The sequence below is a fragment of the Sphingobacterium anhuiense genome (assembly GCF_042686355.1).
Taxonomy (GTDB): Bacteria; Bacteroidota; Bacteroidia; order Sphingobacteriales; family Sphingobacteriaceae; genus Sphingobacterium; species Sphingobacterium anhuiense.
The window spans coordinates 72,175-91,848 of sequence record NZ_JBHUPE010000012.1; the positions used below are offsets into that span (position 1 = coordinate 72,175).

General features: G+C 35.4%; 21 protein-coding genes. 2 read left to right on the plus strand and 19 right to left on the minus strand.

Going from position 1 to position 19,674, the window contains the following annotated elements; all coding sequences use genetic code 11:
- Nucleotides 1-32 precede the first annotated feature (32 nt).
- The 19 genes from ACFS6I_RS21230 to rplM all read right to left on the minus strand — a co-directional run bounded on the left by ACFS6I_RS21230 (nt 33) and on the right by rplM (nt 16,837).
- Complete coding sequence (locus ACFS6I_RS21230) at nt 33-2,786, minus strand: TonB-dependent receptor (RefSeq protein WP_380923585.1); 2,754 nt, start codon at nt 2,784-2,786, stop codon at nt 33-35.
- Between the two features lie 92 nt (nt 2,787-2,878).
- Entirely contained in the window at nt 2,879-3,481 is a 603-nt protein-coding gene (locus ACFS6I_RS21235; RefSeq protein WP_021188558.1) for a TetR/AcrR family transcriptional regulator, read from the minus strand.
- A 399-nt stretch (nt 3,482-3,880) separates the two neighbouring features.
- Nucleotides 3,881-4,309 (minus strand): SRPBCC domain-containing protein, encoded by a 429-nt coding sequence (locus tag ACFS6I_RS21240; RefSeq protein WP_380923587.1) that lies wholly within the window; start codon nt 4,307-4,309, stop codon nt 3,881-3,883.
- A gap of 65 nt (nt 4,310-4,374) precedes the next feature.
- Nucleotides 4,375-6,048: a hypothetical protein gene (locus tag ACFS6I_RS21245; RefSeq protein WP_380923589.1), complete on the minus strand. Its 1,674-nt coding sequence runs from the start codon at nt 6,046-6,048 to the stop codon at nt 4,375-4,377.
- Nucleotides 6,049-6,054: 6 nt separating this feature from the next.
- A complete protein-coding gene (locus tag ACFS6I_RS21250) occupies nt 6,055-6,831 on the minus strand; it encodes an ABC transporter ATP-binding protein (RefSeq protein ID WP_132842974.1) in 777 nt (258 codons plus the stop codon).
- 203 nt (nt 6,832-7,034) lie between these two features.
- A complete protein-coding gene (locus tag ACFS6I_RS21255) occupies nt 7,035-7,406 on the minus strand; it encodes a hypothetical protein (RefSeq protein WP_021188563.1) in 372 nt (123 codons plus the stop codon).
- A 57-nt stretch (nt 7,407-7,463) separates the two neighbouring features.
- Complete coding sequence (locus tag ACFS6I_RS21260) at nt 7,464-8,039, minus strand: pentapeptide repeat-containing protein (protein ID WP_380923592.1); 576 nt, start codon at nt 8,037-8,039, stop codon at nt 7,464-7,466.
- Between the two features lie 77 nt (nt 8,040-8,116).
- Entirely contained in the window at nt 8,117-8,590 is a 474-nt protein-coding gene (locus ACFS6I_RS21265; protein ID WP_380923594.1) for an OsmC family protein, read from the minus strand.
- A 61-nt stretch (nt 8,591-8,651) separates the two neighbouring features.
- Entirely contained in the window at nt 8,652-9,092 is a 441-nt protein-coding gene (locus ACFS6I_RS21270) for a VOC family protein (RefSeq protein WP_132770966.1), read from the minus strand.
- A gap of 11 nt (nt 9,093-9,103) precedes the next feature.
- On the minus strand, nt 9,104-9,646 hold the full coding sequence (locus tag ACFS6I_RS21275; protein ID WP_346597719.1) for an SRPBCC family protein: 543 nt from the start codon (nt 9,644-9,646) through the stop codon (nt 9,104-9,106).
- An 18-nt stretch (nt 9,647-9,664) separates the two neighbouring features.
- A complete protein-coding gene (locus ACFS6I_RS21280; protein ID WP_380923597.1) occupies nt 9,665-10,123 on the minus strand; it encodes an SRPBCC family protein in 459 nt (152 codons plus the stop codon).
- Nucleotides 10,124-10,131: 8 nt separating this feature from the next.
- A complete protein-coding gene (locus ACFS6I_RS21285; protein ID WP_380923599.1) occupies nt 10,132-10,986 on the minus strand; it encodes an NAD(P)-dependent oxidoreductase in 855 nt (284 codons plus the stop codon).
- A 190-nt stretch (nt 10,987-11,176) separates the two neighbouring features.
- Nucleotides 11,177-11,404: a VF530 family protein gene (locus tag ACFS6I_RS21290; RefSeq protein WP_021188570.1), complete on the minus strand. Its 228-nt coding sequence runs from the start codon at nt 11,402-11,404 to the stop codon at nt 11,177-11,179.
- A complete protein-coding gene (locus ACFS6I_RS21295) occupies nt 11,388-12,944 on the minus strand; it encodes a serine hydrolase (RefSeq protein ID WP_380923601.1) in 1,557 nt (518 codons plus the stop codon). The genes ACFS6I_RS21290 and ACFS6I_RS21295 overlap by 17 nt, the downstream gene beginning before the upstream one ends.
- A gap of 88 nt (nt 12,945-13,032) precedes the next feature.
- A complete protein-coding gene (locus ACFS6I_RS21300) occupies nt 13,033-13,914 on the minus strand; it encodes an SDR family oxidoreductase (protein ID WP_380923603.1) in 882 nt (293 codons plus the stop codon).
- 235 nt (nt 13,915-14,149) lie between these two features.
- The gene (gene tsf / locus ACFS6I_RS21305) at nt 14,150-14,986 is read right to left on the minus strand and encodes a translation elongation factor Ts (protein WP_132842957.1); all 837 of its coding nucleotides are present in this window, start codon (nt 14,984-14,986) and stop codon (nt 14,150-14,152) included.
- Between the two features lie 193 nt (nt 14,987-15,179).
- On the minus strand, nt 15,180-15,977 hold the full coding sequence (gene rpsB, locus ACFS6I_RS21310; RefSeq protein WP_021188574.1) for a 30S ribosomal protein S2: 798 nt from the start codon (nt 15,975-15,977) through the stop codon (nt 15,180-15,182).
- Nucleotides 15,978-15,995: 18 nt separating this feature from the next.
- Nucleotides 15,996-16,382: a 30S ribosomal protein S9 gene (gene rpsI, locus ACFS6I_RS21315; RefSeq protein ID WP_021188575.1), complete on the minus strand. Its 387-nt coding sequence runs from the start codon at nt 16,380-16,382 to the stop codon at nt 15,996-15,998.
- An 11-nt stretch (nt 16,383-16,393) separates the two neighbouring features.
- Nucleotides 16,394-16,837: a 50S ribosomal protein L13 gene (rplM, locus tag ACFS6I_RS21320; RefSeq protein ID WP_021188576.1), complete on the minus strand. Its 444-nt coding sequence runs from the start codon at nt 16,835-16,837 to the stop codon at nt 16,394-16,396.
- Between the two features lie 283 nt (nt 16,838-17,120).
- On the opposite strand from rplM, the gene ACFS6I_RS21325 reads away from it, so the two are divergent.
- Both ACFS6I_RS21325 and ACFS6I_RS21330 read left to right on the plus strand, forming a co-directional pair.
- Nucleotides 17,121-18,830 (plus strand): tetratricopeptide repeat protein, encoded by a 1,710-nt coding sequence (locus ACFS6I_RS21325; RefSeq protein WP_380923606.1) that lies wholly within the window; start codon nt 17,121-17,123, stop codon nt 18,828-18,830.
- On the plus strand, nt 18,820-19,611 hold the full coding sequence (locus tag ACFS6I_RS21330; protein WP_132770961.1) for a DUF4292 domain-containing protein: 792 nt from the start codon (nt 18,820-18,822) through the stop codon (nt 19,609-19,611). The genes ACFS6I_RS21325 and ACFS6I_RS21330 overlap by 11 nt, the downstream gene beginning before the upstream one ends.
- The last annotated feature ends 63 nt before the right edge of the window (nt 19,612-19,674 follow it).

Consider the following 19,674-nt stretch of genomic DNA (forward strand, 5'->3'; position numbering starts at 1 on the left):
TTATGGTTTATTAGTTTAAAGGTTAGGGTTGGTTATAATATATTATAAGCGTAGGTGACATAATAAACTGCTCCAATTCTGGGATTTGCGATTCCAGTTGAATAGTATTTATTGGTTATGTTAGTTGCACCGAGACGAATTCCGGAGCGTGCTTTGATCAACTTATAGCTTATCTGTGCATCTATTACTGCAGAACTTGGTACTTCTCCCGAAGCTAATCCTCCCGATACGACATAATGATATCCGGGTTTGTACCGTAAACTGGTATTGAATGACCAAACTTGTTTTTTACCAAAGCCACTGTTTCCAAATTCCATATTGATATGATAATTTGGTGTATTAAAATTATTGATCTGACTATCATTTTTGTTTTTCAGGTAGTCGGAGTAGTAATTAATTTTACCCAAAAAGTTATATCCCATGTCAACACTTAGACTGGCGGCATAACCATAGGTATTTACTGTCTCGCCTCCATTAAAAGCAATGTTATACTGTATGTAAGTGCTGTGATCTTTTAAGGCGTTAACATCATCAGTCCCTGGAGTGTTTGCTACATTGGCATAGCCAATGAAATTCTTCCAAGTAGAGAAATATCCTAGGATATCAATCATAAATCTATTGCCCAATAAGGCAGCATAACCCAATTCAAATGCATTTACAGATTGTGGTTTGATATCGTCATACTGAAATTTTTTAAGTACACCTGGATCACCTGTTTCTTGAAATTTGAGTACACTTTCATAGACATATGGTGGATATTTGTCAAATTGATAATTATCGTTTAATAATAATGATGAACCACCTGACGAATAGCTGTTGTATCCATTTAAAGTATTTTGTAGAGCTTGTATATTTGAAGGAAAGCTATAGGCATTCTGGTAGGAGAAGCGAATGAAATTTTGATTCATTGCTTCGAAAACTAGAGACGCCCGCGATGTAACTTTTGGTGAGGAGAACAGCGTATTTTTATCATATCTAAAAGAGGCTGCAATGTTTAGTCGTTCTTCGGCCACCTTCTTCGCCATTTGTACATAGGCGCTATATTCATTTACATTGATGGGTTTATCTTTATCAGGAAATAGGGTGTTTTTACTGTTTAAATTATATAAACGCCAATTGACTCCGGCAATAACAGTCATAAATTTGATTTGATTACTGAAGTTGTATTGGGCTTCGGTATTGTATAATTTACTGCGATCAAGAAAGAGTGTACCACCCTCTGAAATAGGTGTACTTGTGATACTATCTCTAAGTCGATTGAATAGCGGAGTGCCTAACTCTGCTCGTCCCTGATCTGCAAATGCTCGCGCAGCTAAGTGTGCATCATTGAGTGCTGTTCCTCCGGCAAGTGAATTGATCAGTTGGTATGTGTACTCAGGATACCAACCACCAGCTTCTCCATCATAGCTTGTTTTCCAAGACTCATTAATGTATTGCGCTGTAGGTCCTGCTACTAGTGTACGGCCAGAATTTTCTTGGGTAGTATAGGTTCGGACAAACCAGTTGTCGCTTTTTAATTCCAATCTGTATTGTCCTACTTTGAAACCTTTTAGTTGATATCGGGTATCATTGGTATAAACGATATTTCCAGTACCGAATGTTCCAGAGGCTATGGCTTCAATTTTTTGACTTATCTTATAACGAAATTCTCCATTTATTTTAAAAAGTTTGGCGGTATTGTCTAAGTATCCATATTCTGGATATCCGGTACGAGCGACGTAGTTGGGTTTGTTCAGTAGTGGTTCTATAATAGGAGCTAGATCCGGATTTCCGGCAAGTGCTGCCTGTAGAAAGGGAGAAATATCGGTGGAGGTAGAGCCTCCGTAAAAATTTACGCCATTGTAGTTGGGATCCGTTAGGCTGGTTCCTGGTCCATTTTTATTGCTAGCATCATTGGCGACCCAATCTTTAGCCTGAGTATATTGTGTATTTATTTTGAAGGCGATTTTATCATTTATTTTTTTGGCGAAACGAATTGTCCAATCGTAATAGGGGGAAGGTGATACAGGGTCATTTTTTTTCTTGTTATTGATGTGATTGACGCCTTGTGTGATCAATACGCTAACTCCTTGGTATTTGAATGGATCTTTACCTGTCATAACCATGGTTCCATTTAATCCCCTTGAACCATATAATGCAGATGATGCTCCTGAAAGAAGTTCAATATTATCCACATCGAGCTGGGTTAGACCAATTGCAGAGCCGAGCGGGAAATTTAGCCCAGGTGCCTGGTTGTCCATACCATCTACGATTTGGGTGAAATTAGTATTACCGCTTGTATTGAAACCTCTAGTTGTTACACTGGTAAAGCCAAGACTAGAGACAGTTACGTCTACTCCCTTTAGTCCTTGCATCATATCCATGTAATTGATTTGCGGGGAGTTAACGACATCTTTGGCACTGATCTGTTCGATGGTAACTGGAGATGACAGTTTATTTTGTACTGTTCTGCTTGCCGAGACGACGACTTCTTGGCCAAGAATCTGGGCTGGTTTTAAAAGGAGTTCTAATGGTGTTGAAAAACTTTCTACGATGAATTCTTGAGGTTCATAACCTATTGAGGAAATCAATAATGTGATCGGAAGTGATTTAGAGGTTTTCAATTGAAACCTACCCCGATCGTCACTATACGTGCCATCGGTGCCATTTTTAACGCGAATCGAGATCGCGTATGCGGCTTCATTGGTGGTGCTGTTTTTAATGCTTCCTTTAATAAGGCTCTGCGCGAGGACTGTGCCTGACATACAGAGATAAAGGATCAGATTGAGTAAAAGGACCTTTTTCATATTTATAATTGGTTAGTTTTAGCAACAACATTAAAAAATATCAAAAATAGCTTTTACCCTTTCTCTAGTTTCTATCGAATACTACATTGCGGCTACTTTTTAATTCCTTTAAAAATCAAAGACACTAAAAATTTGGTGTCTTGCAGACTTTGCGAATAATCAATTTCAGGCTCTTGTTTTAGTATAGCCTGTTGCTCTACGCTGTGTTTTAGTGCATTAGAAAAATTGATCAGTACGGAAGCTGTATTTTTCGGATCTTTTAATTCCAATTCTCCCTCTTTAACTGCTTCTTCCAATAGCTGTGTGAGAAATGCTTTTTCTCGAATCATCAAGGCATCATATAGCTCGAAGAATCGCGGAAGTAATTTACCCATTGATTCTACTGAAACGCGATTCATGTTCAATACATTTTTATAATAATTGAATCGTGATTCGAGATAAAATGCAGTTCTATTTTCAATTCCTACTTTTTGAATCGTAGCACTTTGTAGCGAATGAATATAGTTTTCGCCTTCTTCTAGTGCTACCTCGATGAATATATCTTCTTTGCTTTTATAGTAATAGTATAATGATGTTTTATTGAGGCCAACAGCTTTGGCAATGTCTTCAAGGGTTGTTTTGTCCAAACCGAATTTCGCAAAACATTCCATTGCTGATTTACCAATTTTTTTCTTTACTTCTTCTTTCTTACTCATATTGCTTAGACTAAAGTTATAAATACAAATTCAATTTTCCAAACATTTTATTAAAAAGTTTGAAAATTTGAAAATAACTTGTTTTAATTTTTTAAACTTAATAAAATTAAGGTATTAATAGTTTTTTATTGATCATCATCTTTATTTTTTCTTTATCAAAATAGATAAGATGATGGTTAATTAGGATTAGTACACATGATTATCAATAATAAGGAGTGAAAGAAAGAGGGAATGTTATTTTTGAATCCATATCATTAAAATATACCATATTTTCTTTAAGATCTATAGATTTAAGCTACTTGGTTATTTGTTGAAGTTCATCAGGACCCAAGGTAAGATGTTTTGAATAATAAAATACGGGGGCCATAGCCCCCGTAATTCTTCTATGCTTAATTAGGGTTAAGCATCTTTTTGCTGAAATTGTGCTTCAACGTATTTTTTAAAGTTATTGAGGATGGCCTGCCACCCCGAGTGTTGTTGTTCTTCGGAATGTGAGGTTTCGCTATCAAAACTCTGAACGATTGTTACCACGTTTTTGTTTTCAAAAAATGTAGTACTTACCTTTCGGTTGTCTCCAAGCGTATATGCTATGTGCCTAAGAGGCCTCACTTCATCATATTGTCCTTCAAAATTAAAATCAAAACTTTTATCCTTTGCGGCCATGTGAAAACTGAATCGACCTCCATTTCGCAAATCATTGGTTGCGCTTGTTGTTTCCCAATCATCGCTTGCAGCATTCCAGTGAATAATATGCTCTGGTTTGCTAAATAGTTTCCAGACATATTCTAAGGGGGCATTTATATCGGCACTGACTGTAATTGTTGACATAATTTGTAATTTATAAGGAATTAGTATAAAGGTAATTAATATTTTTATCAGGTTGAAATTTCCTGTTAATTATCATCAAAAGCTAGACTTTTCCAATTTTCTTTTTTCAGATATTTAATCATGATTAAAAATATAATCCACGCTATAATGGTAATCACCCAAATTATAATTTCGTATTCATGAATAACGATATGTAAGTAACCTACTAATGCTAAAAGTCCTAATATAAACAGGTTGATGATTGTTCTACTTTTTCCGTTTTCTATAGATTGTGAAAAGGGAAAAGATTTGACTAGGAATAACATAACAAGAACACTTTCAATACCTCCTATGGCTGTTGCTAGCAGAATGTCATTGATCACATGTGCGCCAAAAAGGGGAACACAAATGATTAGAAAAATTAAATTGAAGGGAACAAAATATTTTAAGAATGCTGATTTTAAAACTCCTGACATTAATTCTCCTGTTTGTTGAATAGGGGCTGCGTAATAGATCCATGCCGCTTTGTATTTTTCACTTTTAGTGATTAGCTGGAAAACAGTTAATACTGTAAAAAGCGATAGATAGAAAATCATAATATAAAGTCCTGATGTATTCACACGGTCAATTTGTTCAGCCAATGTATTATTTTTCCCCTGCAGAAATAGAAAGATGAAGTAGATCGGTAAGTAAGCCATTGTGGGATACAGTTGCATTTTAAACTCTCTAGACCGTGAAGTTATTAACCAAATGATTGAAAACCCAGCTTTTTCCAATGGTGTACTTGTGAATATTTTTTCTATTTTTTTATAAAACGAAACTTTCCCCTCTTGTGATAGTTCTTCTTTTTTAACTGGGCTGTCTCCGATAGCTAACTGTGCTATTTTATTATTAAAATCTTTCGAAAATAATTGTGATGACCCTAAAATGGCCACAATAAGTAAAATGATGCTAAGAGAAGCAAAAATAAGTGTCAAACCACTGAAATCTTTAACTAGCATGGCTTGAAAAGATGCGATCCATGTTCCTGGAGAAATCCATAGTAATTTTAGATGATAAATACTGTTTTCTCCTTCTGTAAAACTTTGCATTACTCTAGGACCAATTTGATAACCTAGAAAAATAAAAATGGAAAAGAATATCTGGATGTAACTGATTGTATCTTTAAATTTTTGAATAGACAGAAAACGTAGACATAAGGAATAGAAAATATTGACAAAGAAAACCGCAATTAAAGCTGCTATTATAATTTGAACAAGAAACATCGATGCTGCAAAAATATTCCAACTGACAAATACATAGATTAATGCCGGTAATGTTATGGGCAGTAATTGCGTAGAAATCTTTATTAGCATGTATAATATCCTTGAAAAAGCAACTGTTTTATCATTCACTGGTCTTGGTAAAATAATATATTGGTCCTTGTTATCAAGAAGAATTGTTGAGAAGTCTGTTATCAGCGATAATGATAATATGGATAATATAAACGTTAAGAATAATGATGTTGCTAAGAATTTATCGGGGATGATAATAACAAATGATAAGAACATGAGCCCCATAAGGGAGAAAATAAAAAATTGAAACCAGGTTGAATTTTTAGCTGGTTTCTTATTTTGATTCTTCGTGAACGAGGCTAAAGGACGACGATCATCTATTGTTAATTTTGTTTCAATTATTATCCTTAATTGGGCAACATCGATACCTATGCTTGTCCATAATTTGCTGAAAAGCAAAATGAATTTTAATGTTAATTTCTGCATATTATTTTATCGAATTGCTGAAATAATATGTGATGCATCTATGTTTCCATCTTCTTTTCCTGTGAGTTTTGAGAAAATTTGTTCCAACGTATCCGATTGGTTCGTTTTTAATTGCTCGAAACTTCCATCAGCTATAATATTACCTTCTGAGATTAACATAATGCGATCGGATACTTTTTCGACAACGTCCATCATGTGCGAGCAGTAAAATATTGTTTTGCCTTCTTTAGCCAAAAGGGAAATCAATTCTTTTACAATAATAACAGCATTAGCATCTAATCCGGATAATGGTTCATCTAAAATTATAATTTGGGGATTATGTATTATACCTGAAATTAATAATACTTTTTGGCGCATACCTTTAGAAAATGTATCCATCCTGTTATTTAAATTTTCTTCAAGACCAAATGCTTTAAGTAATTGTTGTGCCCTTTGTTGAATTAATGTATCTTCCATACCATACAGTTTACCTACAAAATCAAGGTATTCCATAGGCGTCAATACATCATATAATTCTGCATTTTCTGGTACATAACCGATTTGACTTTTTACGGTAAGCGGATCTTCTTTAATATCTATATCATTAATAAAAACTTCTCCTTCAAAATCATTGATCAGACCAGTAAGTATTTTAACTGTAGTCGATTTACCGGCACCATTGGGTCCAATATAACCGATTACTTGACCGGGATAAATATCAAGATTTATGCCCTTTAATATTTCTTTTGATCCGTATGATTTTCTAAGATTTGAAATTCGGATAATTGGTTTGCTCACATCCATAAAATAAATTATTCTGAGCTAAAGATATAAAATTTGAAAGGGTAATGATACTAATTTATGGAGAAAGAAATATTTGATTAAAAAGGTTTAAGAATTTAAGATTTGGATATCGTATTATAGAGAATATTTAACGATATCCATTTCTAAAATGAATCTGTGGTATATTCATTTGTATATGTTTCTAGAAATTTACGCTAGGTTCATTAATCATAATTAATGGGATAGCCTTCCTCATCTAAATCATCGCGTAAATCTTCCGGTGTTTCGGCTAGTTTCTTATCTATTGGCTTCAATTTTACTTCTCCTTCTATCCGCATTCCACCTTCTTCGAGATCGTCTTCGATGAGTTCGTCTAAATCTGCATATTCATCTCCAACGTAGGGGTTTGAATTGTCGTAAGTAGAATCGTCATCTGCAGCCCCTTCGGCGACAGTATCATAATCACTTGGGTGATCGTAATCAGGGTCGCTATCTTCCACATCTAATGAAAATGATTGTTTATCTGGATCGTAAGCTAATTGGTCGGCGTTTGAATTTTGAACTTCATCTTCATTCGCGATTTTCTTTTTAGACATTTTAAATTCTCCTTTCTATATATAGAGAAAACAAAAGAACACTAGAAAAGTTTAAAATTACGACTCGATTTTGATATCATATTCGCTAAGTAGGCCCGGCAGACTTAGGAGTGAAAACTTTGCTTTTTTTAATTTGTTTTTATTCGGTGATAGCATCAGATTTTGTGCATCTCGAAAATCGACCTGCTCCAAATTGGTCTGATCAAATATTGCTTGATTTAGATCACAATTTTGGAAAGATGATCCTGTTAGATCTGCTTCAGAAAAATCTACTTCCCGTAATTGGCAACTTCTAAAGGTTGTTTTTTTTAGCTTCAATTGATAAAATGAAGCATGATCGATATTGCAGTTTTCAAAAGTAAAAGATAAACCGAAGCGGTTGCATTGCTGAAATTGTAAGCCTAATAGTTTACAGTTTTTAAATAGGACTTGTTGGAATGTTGTTCCGGATAATTCGGCTAATGAGAAATTACAATCTATAAATGTACAATTTGCAAAAATGCTATTGTTTAATTTATTGTTTGAAAAGTCGCAGTTTTCGAAACGGCAATTATCGTATTCAGCTTGTTCAAAGTTATTTTTTCTATAATCGATGAAAGTTATTTTTTCTCCTTCGTAATATGCTGCGGTCATTTACAAAAATAGAAATTTTAAATTATGAATATGTTATAAATAGTCCTCTTTATTTATTTTTATCAGTTTATAAGATGCTACAGAACTATGAGTATAATGGGTTCATGATGAACAGGAATTCGAATTGATTTTGCAATAAAACAATATGCATTGGCCTTAGTATGTAATTCTGTGGCAAGTGTCATCAATTCTGGATTTCTGATCCAGACGGTTGGTTGGAGTGTAACTTTTGTAAATTGGCCAGCCCCAGATTTCTCTTCTGTTAGAATACCTATCGGTTGATCTTCATATCGTACTACTTGTATACCTGATTCGGCACAAAAGTGTAAATACCAAAGCATATGACACGTTGATAGTGAACTTAGGAATAAATCTTCTGGGTTATGTTTTGTTGGATCACCTAAAAAAGCAGGATCTGAAGATCCTGCAATTATTGCTTTGTGCGGTATGCTGATTTCAAAATCACGTTTATAGTCTTTATAGGAAGCGGTGTCTTTTCCAGTATTTCCCGTCCAGATTACTTTTTGCTTGTATTGATGTTCTTTTGCCATATTAAACTACCTAGAAAGCTGAATTGATCATTCAGCTTTCTAAAATTAATATAATAATTTTCTATTCCGGGGTATTATTATCAACATTGATCATCCAATTAATGCCAAATTGATCTGTTAACATGCCAAAATATGCTCCCCAGAATGTTTGAGTCATTTTCATAGACTGTATTCCATTGACTGAAAGTACATCATAGAGCCGATCTGCTTCTTCTTTATCTGTACTGTTAATTGATAGTGTAATATTCGTTCCTTTTATATAATTTCCACAATTACCATCAATACTATCGCTACCCATTAAAATACTATCTCCGTGTATGGGTAATGAAACATGCATGATTTTATCTTTCTGTTCTGGTGATAGCGGTGTTTGTCCCTCAGCTGTAGGCATCTCACCAAATTTACCTATGTACTGGAATTCTTTCTTGAAAACATTTTTATAGAAGTTAAATGCCTCCTCGCAGTTGCCTTCAAATGTTAAATAAGGATTGATTGTTGTCATGGTATTTTTATTTACTCCGTTTCTAGTTTTGTTTTTAACCTTTCTAAGCCTGTCGCTAAATCACCGCCTAACATTTTATCAAAATCCATACAGAGCAGCATGAGATTCATCGGGTAGCTCATGTGTCCATCAAATCCCCAGATTACTCTTGTTGCAGTTGGAGATATTGAATCTGTGATCATGTACGCCTTATCTTTGGATTCAAATGGTTTAATAAATCGAATTTCAAAATCAATTCTTTTGCCTTCTTCGATTTTAACAATTTCCTGCTCCCCTTTTCCTACACTATCTGCTTTACTGTCCCAAGCTGAAATAAATCCAACAGTTCCATCTGTACCTTGATATGTTTTTGTCATTAAAGGATCCATCATTGCCCATTTACTGAAGTTATTTTGATTGCGTAGGTATTTGATATAATCAAATACTTCTTGTTTTGGTTTGTTAATGGTAATTTCTCTTTTAACAGCGTAATCTTTTTTAAGAAATAGAGCTGTTATTAAAAGTACTGCCACTATGAGAAGCAATACAATAACTATTTTCTTTAGAATTTTCATATTGTTAGTTTTGGTAGTTTATAACATCGCTTCTTTGGGAAATTTATCTGCAATTAAATTTAGATTTATACCGTGTTCAAGATATGCTTTGCAACCATCGAGTACTGTTGTAAATCCTCCGGTAGAATCTATTAATACCTGCAATAATTCATCTCCTACTTGCTGGAAACCTTTTTGATGGATTGTGACATACGTACGATCTGGAGACAGTGATTTAAATTTGAACTCTACTAAAGTTTCGGGTGGCCCCCATAGTACTGTAATTTTTTCATTGGTGATGATATCCTGTACTGTAGCAGTACTTTTTACATCATACATTTCCCATTCCCAAATAACTGTTTTTCCTATTTCTAGTTTTCCGGAGCTTTTGGTAAACCAAAAATGTACAGTAAGTGCAGGATCTATAAATGCTTGAAACACCTGTTCAACAGGTTTTCTAATTAACATTTGAGCTTCTACAGATATTTGGTTTTTCATAACGGGTATTACTGAATCTGTTTTAAATAATTAATAATACTGATAACATCCTGTTTTCCTAAACCTGCATCATGTGCTTTTTGATACGTTTCCAGTAGTACTGTATTCATTGGGGTGTTAACACCTTCTTTTTTTGCGAGGTTTAGATCTTTTAACATGAAGTCCAATGCAAATGCGGGTGGATAATCTTGCTGTAATAGGAGTGGAGTTTTTACTTTAGTGGCTCCACTTCCACAGGCACTTTCATTGATTATTTCTAACATGTCTTCTGTTTTAATTCCACTTTTTTCAGCAAATAAAACTGTTTCGGCAAGGCCCTGATAGATGATAGAGAGAAAATAATTTATAGCCAGTTTAGCAGAAATGCCACTTCCTACCGGTCCAACATGCTTTACTGCCTTGCCTAATTTATTTAAATAGGGTAATACTTCTTGCAGGTCTTTTTCTTCTCCACCAGCCATGATAATCAATGTTCCTTCTTTAGCAGGCACAGTACTCCCTGCTACAGGTGCATCCATAAACCGAGCTTGCTTTTCTTGAATTTTTTGTGCTATCGTTAAAGTAAGGTCTTTGGAAATCGTACTCATATCGATAAATATCTTTCCTGATATATCTTCAAGATGAAATATATCTTCATAAAGATCTATTATTGCCGCATCGTTCGAAACCATGGTGAAGATAATATCACAGTTTTTGACTAATTCGACGGCACTGATATAAACTTCTGAAAGATCTGTGAATGGTTCTGATTTACTTGGGGTTCGATTGAAGACGGAAAGGGGAAATCCTGCATTTTCTAGATTTTTTGCCATTGGAAATCCCATGTTTCCCAATCCGATCCAACCTATATTTTTATGATGCATATGTATTAAGTTTATAACAGGTATAACAACTATTTTTTAAGATGGTTTTTACTTTTAGAGGTGATTATTTGTTTGATAAGCGTGATTACAAGAAAAGGTTATTTACGGCTTCGTTAACGGAAGAGTTTTGTAAATAACCTTTTTTATAAATGAATTGAATAGGCTTCGAAATAATCATCTTTAATGATAACTACTTGTTTTCGTATTCGTAAATTTTAAGATATAATTCCTCGACCTTTTTTCTTGCCCACGGTGTTTTTCTTAAAAAAGCTAGCGATGATTTAATACTGGGGTTTTCGTTGAAACAGCGAATATTGATCCGTTCACCTAATCCTTCCCAACCTTCAAAATAAGCAATTAGATATTCTAGTATTGTATCCAGTCTTTTTCCGTGAAGTGGGTTATTTTTTTGTTCCATTGTTTGTGTGTTTTTTAAAATTTAGATCTTGAAAGTCGAAACTAAAATCTGTCTGTGGTGATACCGGGTTCATTGTAAAACCAGCTATTTCTTTGTCTTGAATAGTGAAGTGTACAAATGCATCTGCATACATCAAGCGATTGTACCATTTGACAACATACGTGCTGTCTTGATAATAGTAAAGTTCACCAGTGAGTTGGGGAGAACGTTTTGAAGCGAACGTTAATCGTCCATTTTCAGCTTTAATTGATACTTCTCCAAGCCAGTTGTCAAGATATTTACCTGGTATTGTTTGCCGGTATTTGTCCTGAATGTTTTTATTCTCTTCTACGATTTGCCACGTTTTCTTTGTTATGAGATCAGCTTCAGCATTGTTTTTTGCGATTGAAGTTTGATAGGTGGTAATCCAGTGTTGATCGTTAATACCTAAATAAAAATCTTTTATCGTATTACTGATGGCACTGAATGCTGCACCTTCTTGCTGATTGGTGAGCACTACGATTCCCAGTTTTAATTGTGGAAGCATAACAATTTGCGTGACAATTCCCTCTAATCCCCCCGTGTGGGATACTTCTAATTTACCCGCCATATCTGTCAGACGAAAGCCAAGGCCATAAGCTCTGAATAACGAGTTGTAAGGAGGAACAGTACTGACAGGCATGATTGTCTGTGGTGTGATCAATTCTTTTAATTGCTTCTTGGAAATCAGCTGATGTCCATTATTCTCAGCATTGTTGAGGTGAAAAATCATCCATTTATTGAGATCGTCCACATTGGAGTATATGCCTCCGGCTGCATCCAAAATGGTATTGGTATAGCGCGTACTGACATGATTTATACCATCTAGGGGTACATGTGGAGCGATCACATCTTGGCGATCTTGCAGCATGTTCCAGTTTGGTGCAGAATGATTCATAGCCAAAGGTTTAAATATCCTTTCCTGGATAAATGTCTGCCAACTTTGGCCTGATACTTTTTCTAAAACTTTTCCAGCTATAATATATAGCAGATTATCATAATCATATTTTGTGCGAAAATCAGATGTAGGTTTTAGATACTGGATGTTATGGATAATGTCATCGGGAGTAAAGTCATGTCCATCGGGCCATATCATTAAATCTCCGGCACCTAGTCCCAAACCACTTCTGTGAGTTAGCAGATCACGAATCGTGAAGTTTTTAGTTACGTAATCATTATACATCTTGAATTCCGGGAGGTATTTTTGTACCTGGTCATCCCAGTTTAATTTACCTTCATCTACTAAAATAGCCAGGGCAGTGGTTGTAAAGGCCTTTGAATTGGAGGCAATTCCAAAGTTCGTTGAAGCATGGACTTTATTCATTCTATTTAAGTCGGCAATACCATATCCTTTGGCGAATATTACCTGGTTATCTTTTACGATACCCACGGCTATTCCCGGTACATTAAAAGTTGATAATGTTTTCTGGACAATGGAGTCTACGACACTTTCTTGTATATGCTGTGCAAATAAAGAAGTGCTGCTAAAAAATAGAAGAGCTATACAAGCTATTTTTTTCATTCATTTGTGAGATTATATTCAAATATCTAAATAAAACAGCAATTGTATAGTCTTAATATAAGAAATACAGTAATTTTTAAGGGATGTATTAAGTACTTTTTGCTCCTCTGGTCAATTTTTCAACCGTGTCCCATTGTTCCTCTGAAACGGCATCGAGTCCATTAAATTCTCCAGCACCTTTTAACCATTCTCCGCCATCGATTGTGATCACATCACCATTGATGTATGCTGAATAGTCGGAAACGAGGTATGCCGCTAAATTGGCTAATTCTTGTAAGTTACCAGTTCTTCCAAGAGGTATCCTGTTGACAGGGTTGAGGGTGTCACTTAGGTTACTTGGAAAGAGGCGGTCGAACGCGCCTGTTGTATGAAAAGGGCCGGGAGCAATTGCATTTAATCGAATTCCTTTGCGTCCCCACTCAACTGCTAACGATCTTGTCATCGCTAATACTCCAGATTTAGCACAAGCAGAGGGTACGACATATCCTGAACCGGTACTTGCGTAGGTCGTTACGATATTGAGTACTGTTTTATCTTTATCCTTGTTTGCAATCCAAATTTTTCCAAGTGCCAGTGTGCAGTTTATGGTACCTTGAAGTACAATTCCTAAAACAGATTCAAATGCACGGTGACTTAATCTTTCTGTCGGCGAGATGAAATTTCCGGCGGCGTTATTCACTAAAATATCAATTGAGCCAAGCTGTTTAATACCAAAATTAATGACTTGCTCTACTTGGTCATAATCGCGAACATCACAAGCAATTGCTATACATTTACCATTAGTTTCCTTACTAAGCTCTGCTGCGGTTTGTTGAATAACATCGTCTTTTCGGCTCGTGATGATGCATTGTGCCCCTAATTGTAAAAAGTATCGGGTCATAGCTTTACCAAGACCTGTTCCACCTCCGGTAATCAATATGTTTTTTCCCATTAGTGCATCTTCACGAAGCATTCCTTGTGTTGTACTCATGTGATATTATTTAGTGTTTGTAATCAATTATATCATCCAATTTACAAAAAAATAATCTTCCTTTTCGAGTTATTTATGATATGCTTTTTAATGTCTTTGATAAACTTTGTTCCTGGTGGTTGGAAATACGGGAGGGGGAGTAAGTTATTTAAAGAACAAAAGGCCTGTCTCATTGAGACAAGCCTTTTGTGATTATATGTTTACGACGCATGAGCTAACTCATGTTTTCTTGCATTTATGCTCCTAATTGAACACGTTTGAATGCAGTAACAGTTAAGCCTTTAGAAACTGAATCTAAGAATTGAGCAATAGATTTAGAGTTATCTTTCACGAATTCTTGGTTCAACAAAGTAGTTTCTTTGAAGAATTTGTTCAATTTACCAGCAGCGATTTTTTCTGCCATTTCAGCAGGTTTTCCTTCAGCCATGATTTGTTCTTTAGCGATAGCAATTTCACGCTCGATTGTATGCGCATCAACACCATCTTTATCAATAGCAATAGGGTTCATTGCAGCGATTTGCATAGCTACATCTTTACCAGCTTCTTCAACACCATCAACATTTGCAGATAAACCAACTAACACACCTAGACGGTAGTTTGCGTGGATATAAGCAACAACTTTCTCAGCAGAAACAGTTTCGTATTTAGAAACGTCAATTTTCTCACCGATTTTACCAGTTTGATCGATTAATAAATCAGCAATTTTAGTACCGCCAATTTCTAATGCTTTTAGGTCTTCTAAAGTAGCAGGTTTGTTTGCTAAAGCAACTTCAGCAACTGACTCAGCGAAAGCTACGAAATCAGCATTTTTAGCTACGAAATCAGTTTCACAGTTAACTTCAACTACGATACCTGATTTGCCATCAGCTGTAGCTTTAGCAATGATAACACCTTCGTTAGAATCGCGGTCTTGACGGCTAGCAGCAACTTTAGCTCCTTTTTTACGTAAGTAATCAACAGCAGCTTCGAAATCACCGTTTGCTTCAACTAACGCTTTTTTACAATCCATCATACCTGCGCCTGTTTGTTGACGCAACTTGTTTACATCTGATGCAGAAATTTGTACTGACATGATATATTCTTTTTAAATTTTTGACTTATTATTTTCTTGACAATATTAGCATAACTATTGTTAAGCTAATATAAAGTTTATCATTTCTTATTCGAGAAATGATAAACCAAAAAACCGGACAGATAGGTTAGTCCAAGAAAAGAATTCTTTTCCAGAAACCAACGCTACGCTATCCGGTTTGGAATAAAAAATATTATTCTCCGTCTTTCGCTTTACGAGGACGTTTAGCTTCTGAAGCTTCAGTAGTATCAACTTTAGCCTTAGCTGCAGCTGCTTCTTTTTCTGCTTCGTCTTCTTTATCACGTTTGCGCTCGTCCAAACCTTCTTGGATTGCTTGACCAATGATACCAGCGATTAAGCTAATAGATTTACTAGCATCATCATTTGCAGGGATTGGGAAATCAATGTTTGAAGGGTCAGAGTTTGTATCAACCATTGCAAAAGTAGGGATGCTCAATTTGATTGCTTCAGTAACAGCGATGTGTTCTTTTTTCACATCGATGATGAATAAAGCAGCCGGTAAACGGTTCAAATCAGCGATACCTCCTAATAGAGACTCTAATTTGATACGCTCACGTTGAATCATCAACTTCTCTTTTTTAGATAATACATCGTATGTACCATCTTTTTGCATTTTGTCAATAGTAGACATTTTCTTGATGGACTTACGAACTGTTGTGAAGTTTGTAAGCATACCACCTAACCATCTTTCTGTAACGAAAGGCATGTTAACTGCTTTCGCTTGTTGAGCGATGATTTCTTTTGCTTGTTTTTTCGTTGCTACGAATAAAACCTTACGACCTGATTTTACGATTTGTTTGATAGCTGAAGCAGCTTCTTCCAATTTCGTAAGCGTTTTGTTCAAGTCAATGATGTGGATACCGTTACGTTCCATGAAAATGTACTTAGCCATTTTCGGATCCCATTTACGTGTAAGGTGACCAAAGTGCACACCTGCATCCAATAAGTCTTGATAAGTTGTTCTTGCCATTTTTTGATCCTCCTTTGATTAACGTTTACTGAATTGGAATCTCTTACGAGCTTTCTTGCGTCCTGGTTTCTTACGCTCAACCATACGGTCATCACGTGTAACTAAACCTTTAGCACGTAAAGCTGGTTTAACTTCTGGGTCTAATTCAACTAATGCTTTCGCAATAGCTAAACGTACAGCCTCAGCTTGTCCTTTTACACCACCTCCATTAACGTTCACTTTCGCATCAAAATTCCCTGCTTGACCTGCTACTTCTAATGATTGAGTAACAATGTATTGCAAAGGCAATGTTGGGAAATATTCTTTGTAGTCTTTACCATTGATTGTAAGGACTCCGCTACCAGCAGTTAAGTAAATGCGGGCAACAGCAGTTTTTCTTCTTCCTGAAGTATTAGTTGTTGACATGTCGATTCTCCTTAAAATTTAACTGGTTTTGGATTTTGAGCCTCTTGTTTGTGCTCAGTTCCAGCATAAACATAAAGGTTTTTAAACAATTGACGACCTAAACGGTTTTTAGGAAGCATACCACGAACAGCTTTTTCAATAACGCGCTCAGGGTGTTTTGCCAATAATTCTTTTGGAGTGATGAAACGTTGACCACCCGGGTATCCCGTGTAGCGAACGTAAGTTTTGTCACCCAATTTATTACCTGTCAATCTAATTTTTTCTGCATTGATAACGATAACATTATCTCCGCAATCTACGTGAGGGGTAAACGATGGCTTGTGCTTTCCGCGAATTACTTTCGCAATTTCGCTTGCCAAGCGCCCCAAAATCTCGCCTTCAGCATCAACAACGATCCATTCTTTGTTGATGGTGTTCTTGTTGGCAGAGACAGTTTTGTAACTTAACGTATTCACTTGCTTTTAATTAAATAATTAATAAAATTTTATTCACTTCTTTTCCCTGTGTCTCAAGGGTCTGCAAAGGTACTTTTAATTTCTTGATTACGAAAATCTATTTTACTTTATTTTAGACAGTTTCATTTTAATCTGAAGCACTTAAGATTAATTTAAATGCCAGGTAATGTCATAATCATCAAAAAATAACCTATTGAAATGCAATAGCACTATTTAACAGTTGTCCATTATTAGTATATTGCAACATATTAATACAGTAATTGTTGAACGAGAAGGATTATTTATGTTTAAGAAATATTTGAAATACGCGCTATTGGTAACATTGTTAACTACGGTTGGACAAAGGATTTCAGCACAGGAGAGCAAGCAAGAAAAACCTTATTCGCAACAATTAAAAAATATTGAAGTTTTTTTGAGGAACGGTGATTTCAAGCAGGCCATGGATTCTTTGGATGCCATTACTACGCGATATCCTAATGCTGATGATGCTTATTTTACTAAAGCCGTTTTATTTGGACAGATGCGTAATGCTGATCGTGCTTTGGAGGAAGTAAATAAAGCTTTGGAAATTAATCCTAAAAATGAATATTTAAGTTTCAATATCGATGTTAATAAAGGAAAAGGTGATCTCCCTAGTGCGATCCGTTCATTGGATCTGCTGATGACAAAGGAGAAGGTCAATATTGCTGCCTTGAATCGTGAGAAGATTATGTTGTTGTTTAACAGTGACAAAAAAGATGAGGCTTTTGCTTTATATAAAGATGTTAGAGAGCGAACGGGAGCTACCGATACGCTTGACGTTATAGGTGCTACTCTGCTCTTGTCAAAAGATGATTTTCCTGCTGTAATCCAGGTTCTTGAACCTTGGGCAATTAAAAAATCTCCTTTGGCACAGGTGTACAGTCAATTGGCACAGGCTTATCGCGGAATTAAAGATCCTAAAAAAGCTATTGCAATATTAAATACCGGTGTTGCGAATGCGAAAGACGATTACTTATTTTTAGATCTGGCTGATGAGTACCGTTTGTCTGGAAAGGCTAAGCTTTCTTATGATTACTTAAAACAAGCCTTTTTATCTAAAAGTGTTGATTTCTCAGAAAAAAACAGAATTATCTTATCCTTATTAGCTCCCAATAGTGGATTTTCATTCGACCAGGCACAAGAATTAGCTAATATATTGGTTGATGTACATCCTCGCGTAGCAGAAAGTCATGTGGCTAAGGGGCAGGTGAATTGGATGCGTAATGATTTGGTTGGGGCACAGTCTTCCTTTTCTATTGCAGTAGGTATTAATCCTTATCAAATTGATGCATGGCGTATGCTCATGAATGTTGATTTGGCGTTGGAGCAATATGATCAAGCGATAGAACATGGCGGTGAAGCTTTACACAATATTCCCAATAATCCTGTTATTTTGTATTTCAGTTCAATCGCATATACCTTGAAAGGAAATTATGAACTAGCTAGAAATTTGATGGAGGCAGCCTTGAATAATGGTCAAAATGAGAATGCCATTTTTCAATCAAATATTTATAGTGGTCTGGGCGATATTTATCATTCGCTTAAAATGGAAGCTGCTTCAGATGTTGCCTATAGAGAAGCGATTAACTTAGATAGTACAAATGTAAGTGCGATGAACAATTTAGCTTATTATTTAGCGTTAAGAAATCAGGATTTAGATGATGCGGCTCATTTTGCAGAGACAGCAAATAAGTTACGACCTAATGATGCGACATTGGAAGATACTTATGCATGGGTTTTATTTCAACAGGGTAAATATGCTGATGCATTGCTTTGGATTGAAAAGGCAATAAAAAATTCAAAATCGCCTTCAACAGTCCTATTGGAGCATTATGGTGATATTTTGATTAAAAATAAAAAAATAACCGAAGCGATGAAGCAATGGAAAAGTGCTTTGGCTATGGGGGGATCTACTGAAACGAATATGGAGAAGTTGAGAGAGAAAATAAATAAGAAATCGTATGTGGAATAAATCTGTTGTTACACTTTTATTGCTTGTTGTATTGGCATCCTGCAGTACTAAGAAAAAAATGAGTAAAGTAGAGAGTAAGCCTGAGGTAGTTGAGACGATCAGTAAGGAAGATTCTAAAAATGCGGTAGTTCAGAAATTTTTGTTGTCAAATCTGGACTTTACTACGTTCTCTGGCAAAGCTAAAAGCAAAATAGATTTAGGAAAGTCATCATACGATGTGACAGCTAATATAAGGATTGAAAAAGATAAAAGAATCTGGATTTCTATTACGGCATTGTTGGGTATAGAAATAGGCCGGGTTTTGATTACTCCAGATAGTGTTCAGATATTAAATAAATTTCAGGGGGAATATATAGCAAAACCCTTTAGTTACTTGTATCAATATGCAAGTGAGGATTTAACTTTTTCAAATGTTCAAGATTTGTTTTTAGCCAATTTTTCAACGAATCTGTTAAATACAACCGACTTTGAGGTTGATCAAACGAGTGTACCAATTCAGTTGCGTGGTCAAAAGAATGCATTGACTTACTTATATTTAGTTAATCAACAGAATAGGTTAGATTCCTTTCGTTTGGAGCAGCCTGAAAAAGGACAGAAATTGGAGGCTAGTTATGCAGATTATTCAAATGGAGGTGGGCAATTGTTTCCGATGGGTCTAGAATTACTGATTTCAGGAGGTGATATGAATATTAAAGCAAACTTCAATTACAGCAGAATTTCATTTAATGAAGCTATTGAAATGCCTTTTACTATCTCCAATAAATACAAAGTAATTAATTAATGTTAGTACGATAATCCTTAAGATTTATTACTTTCGCATTTGAGACTATATTTAATTGAACAT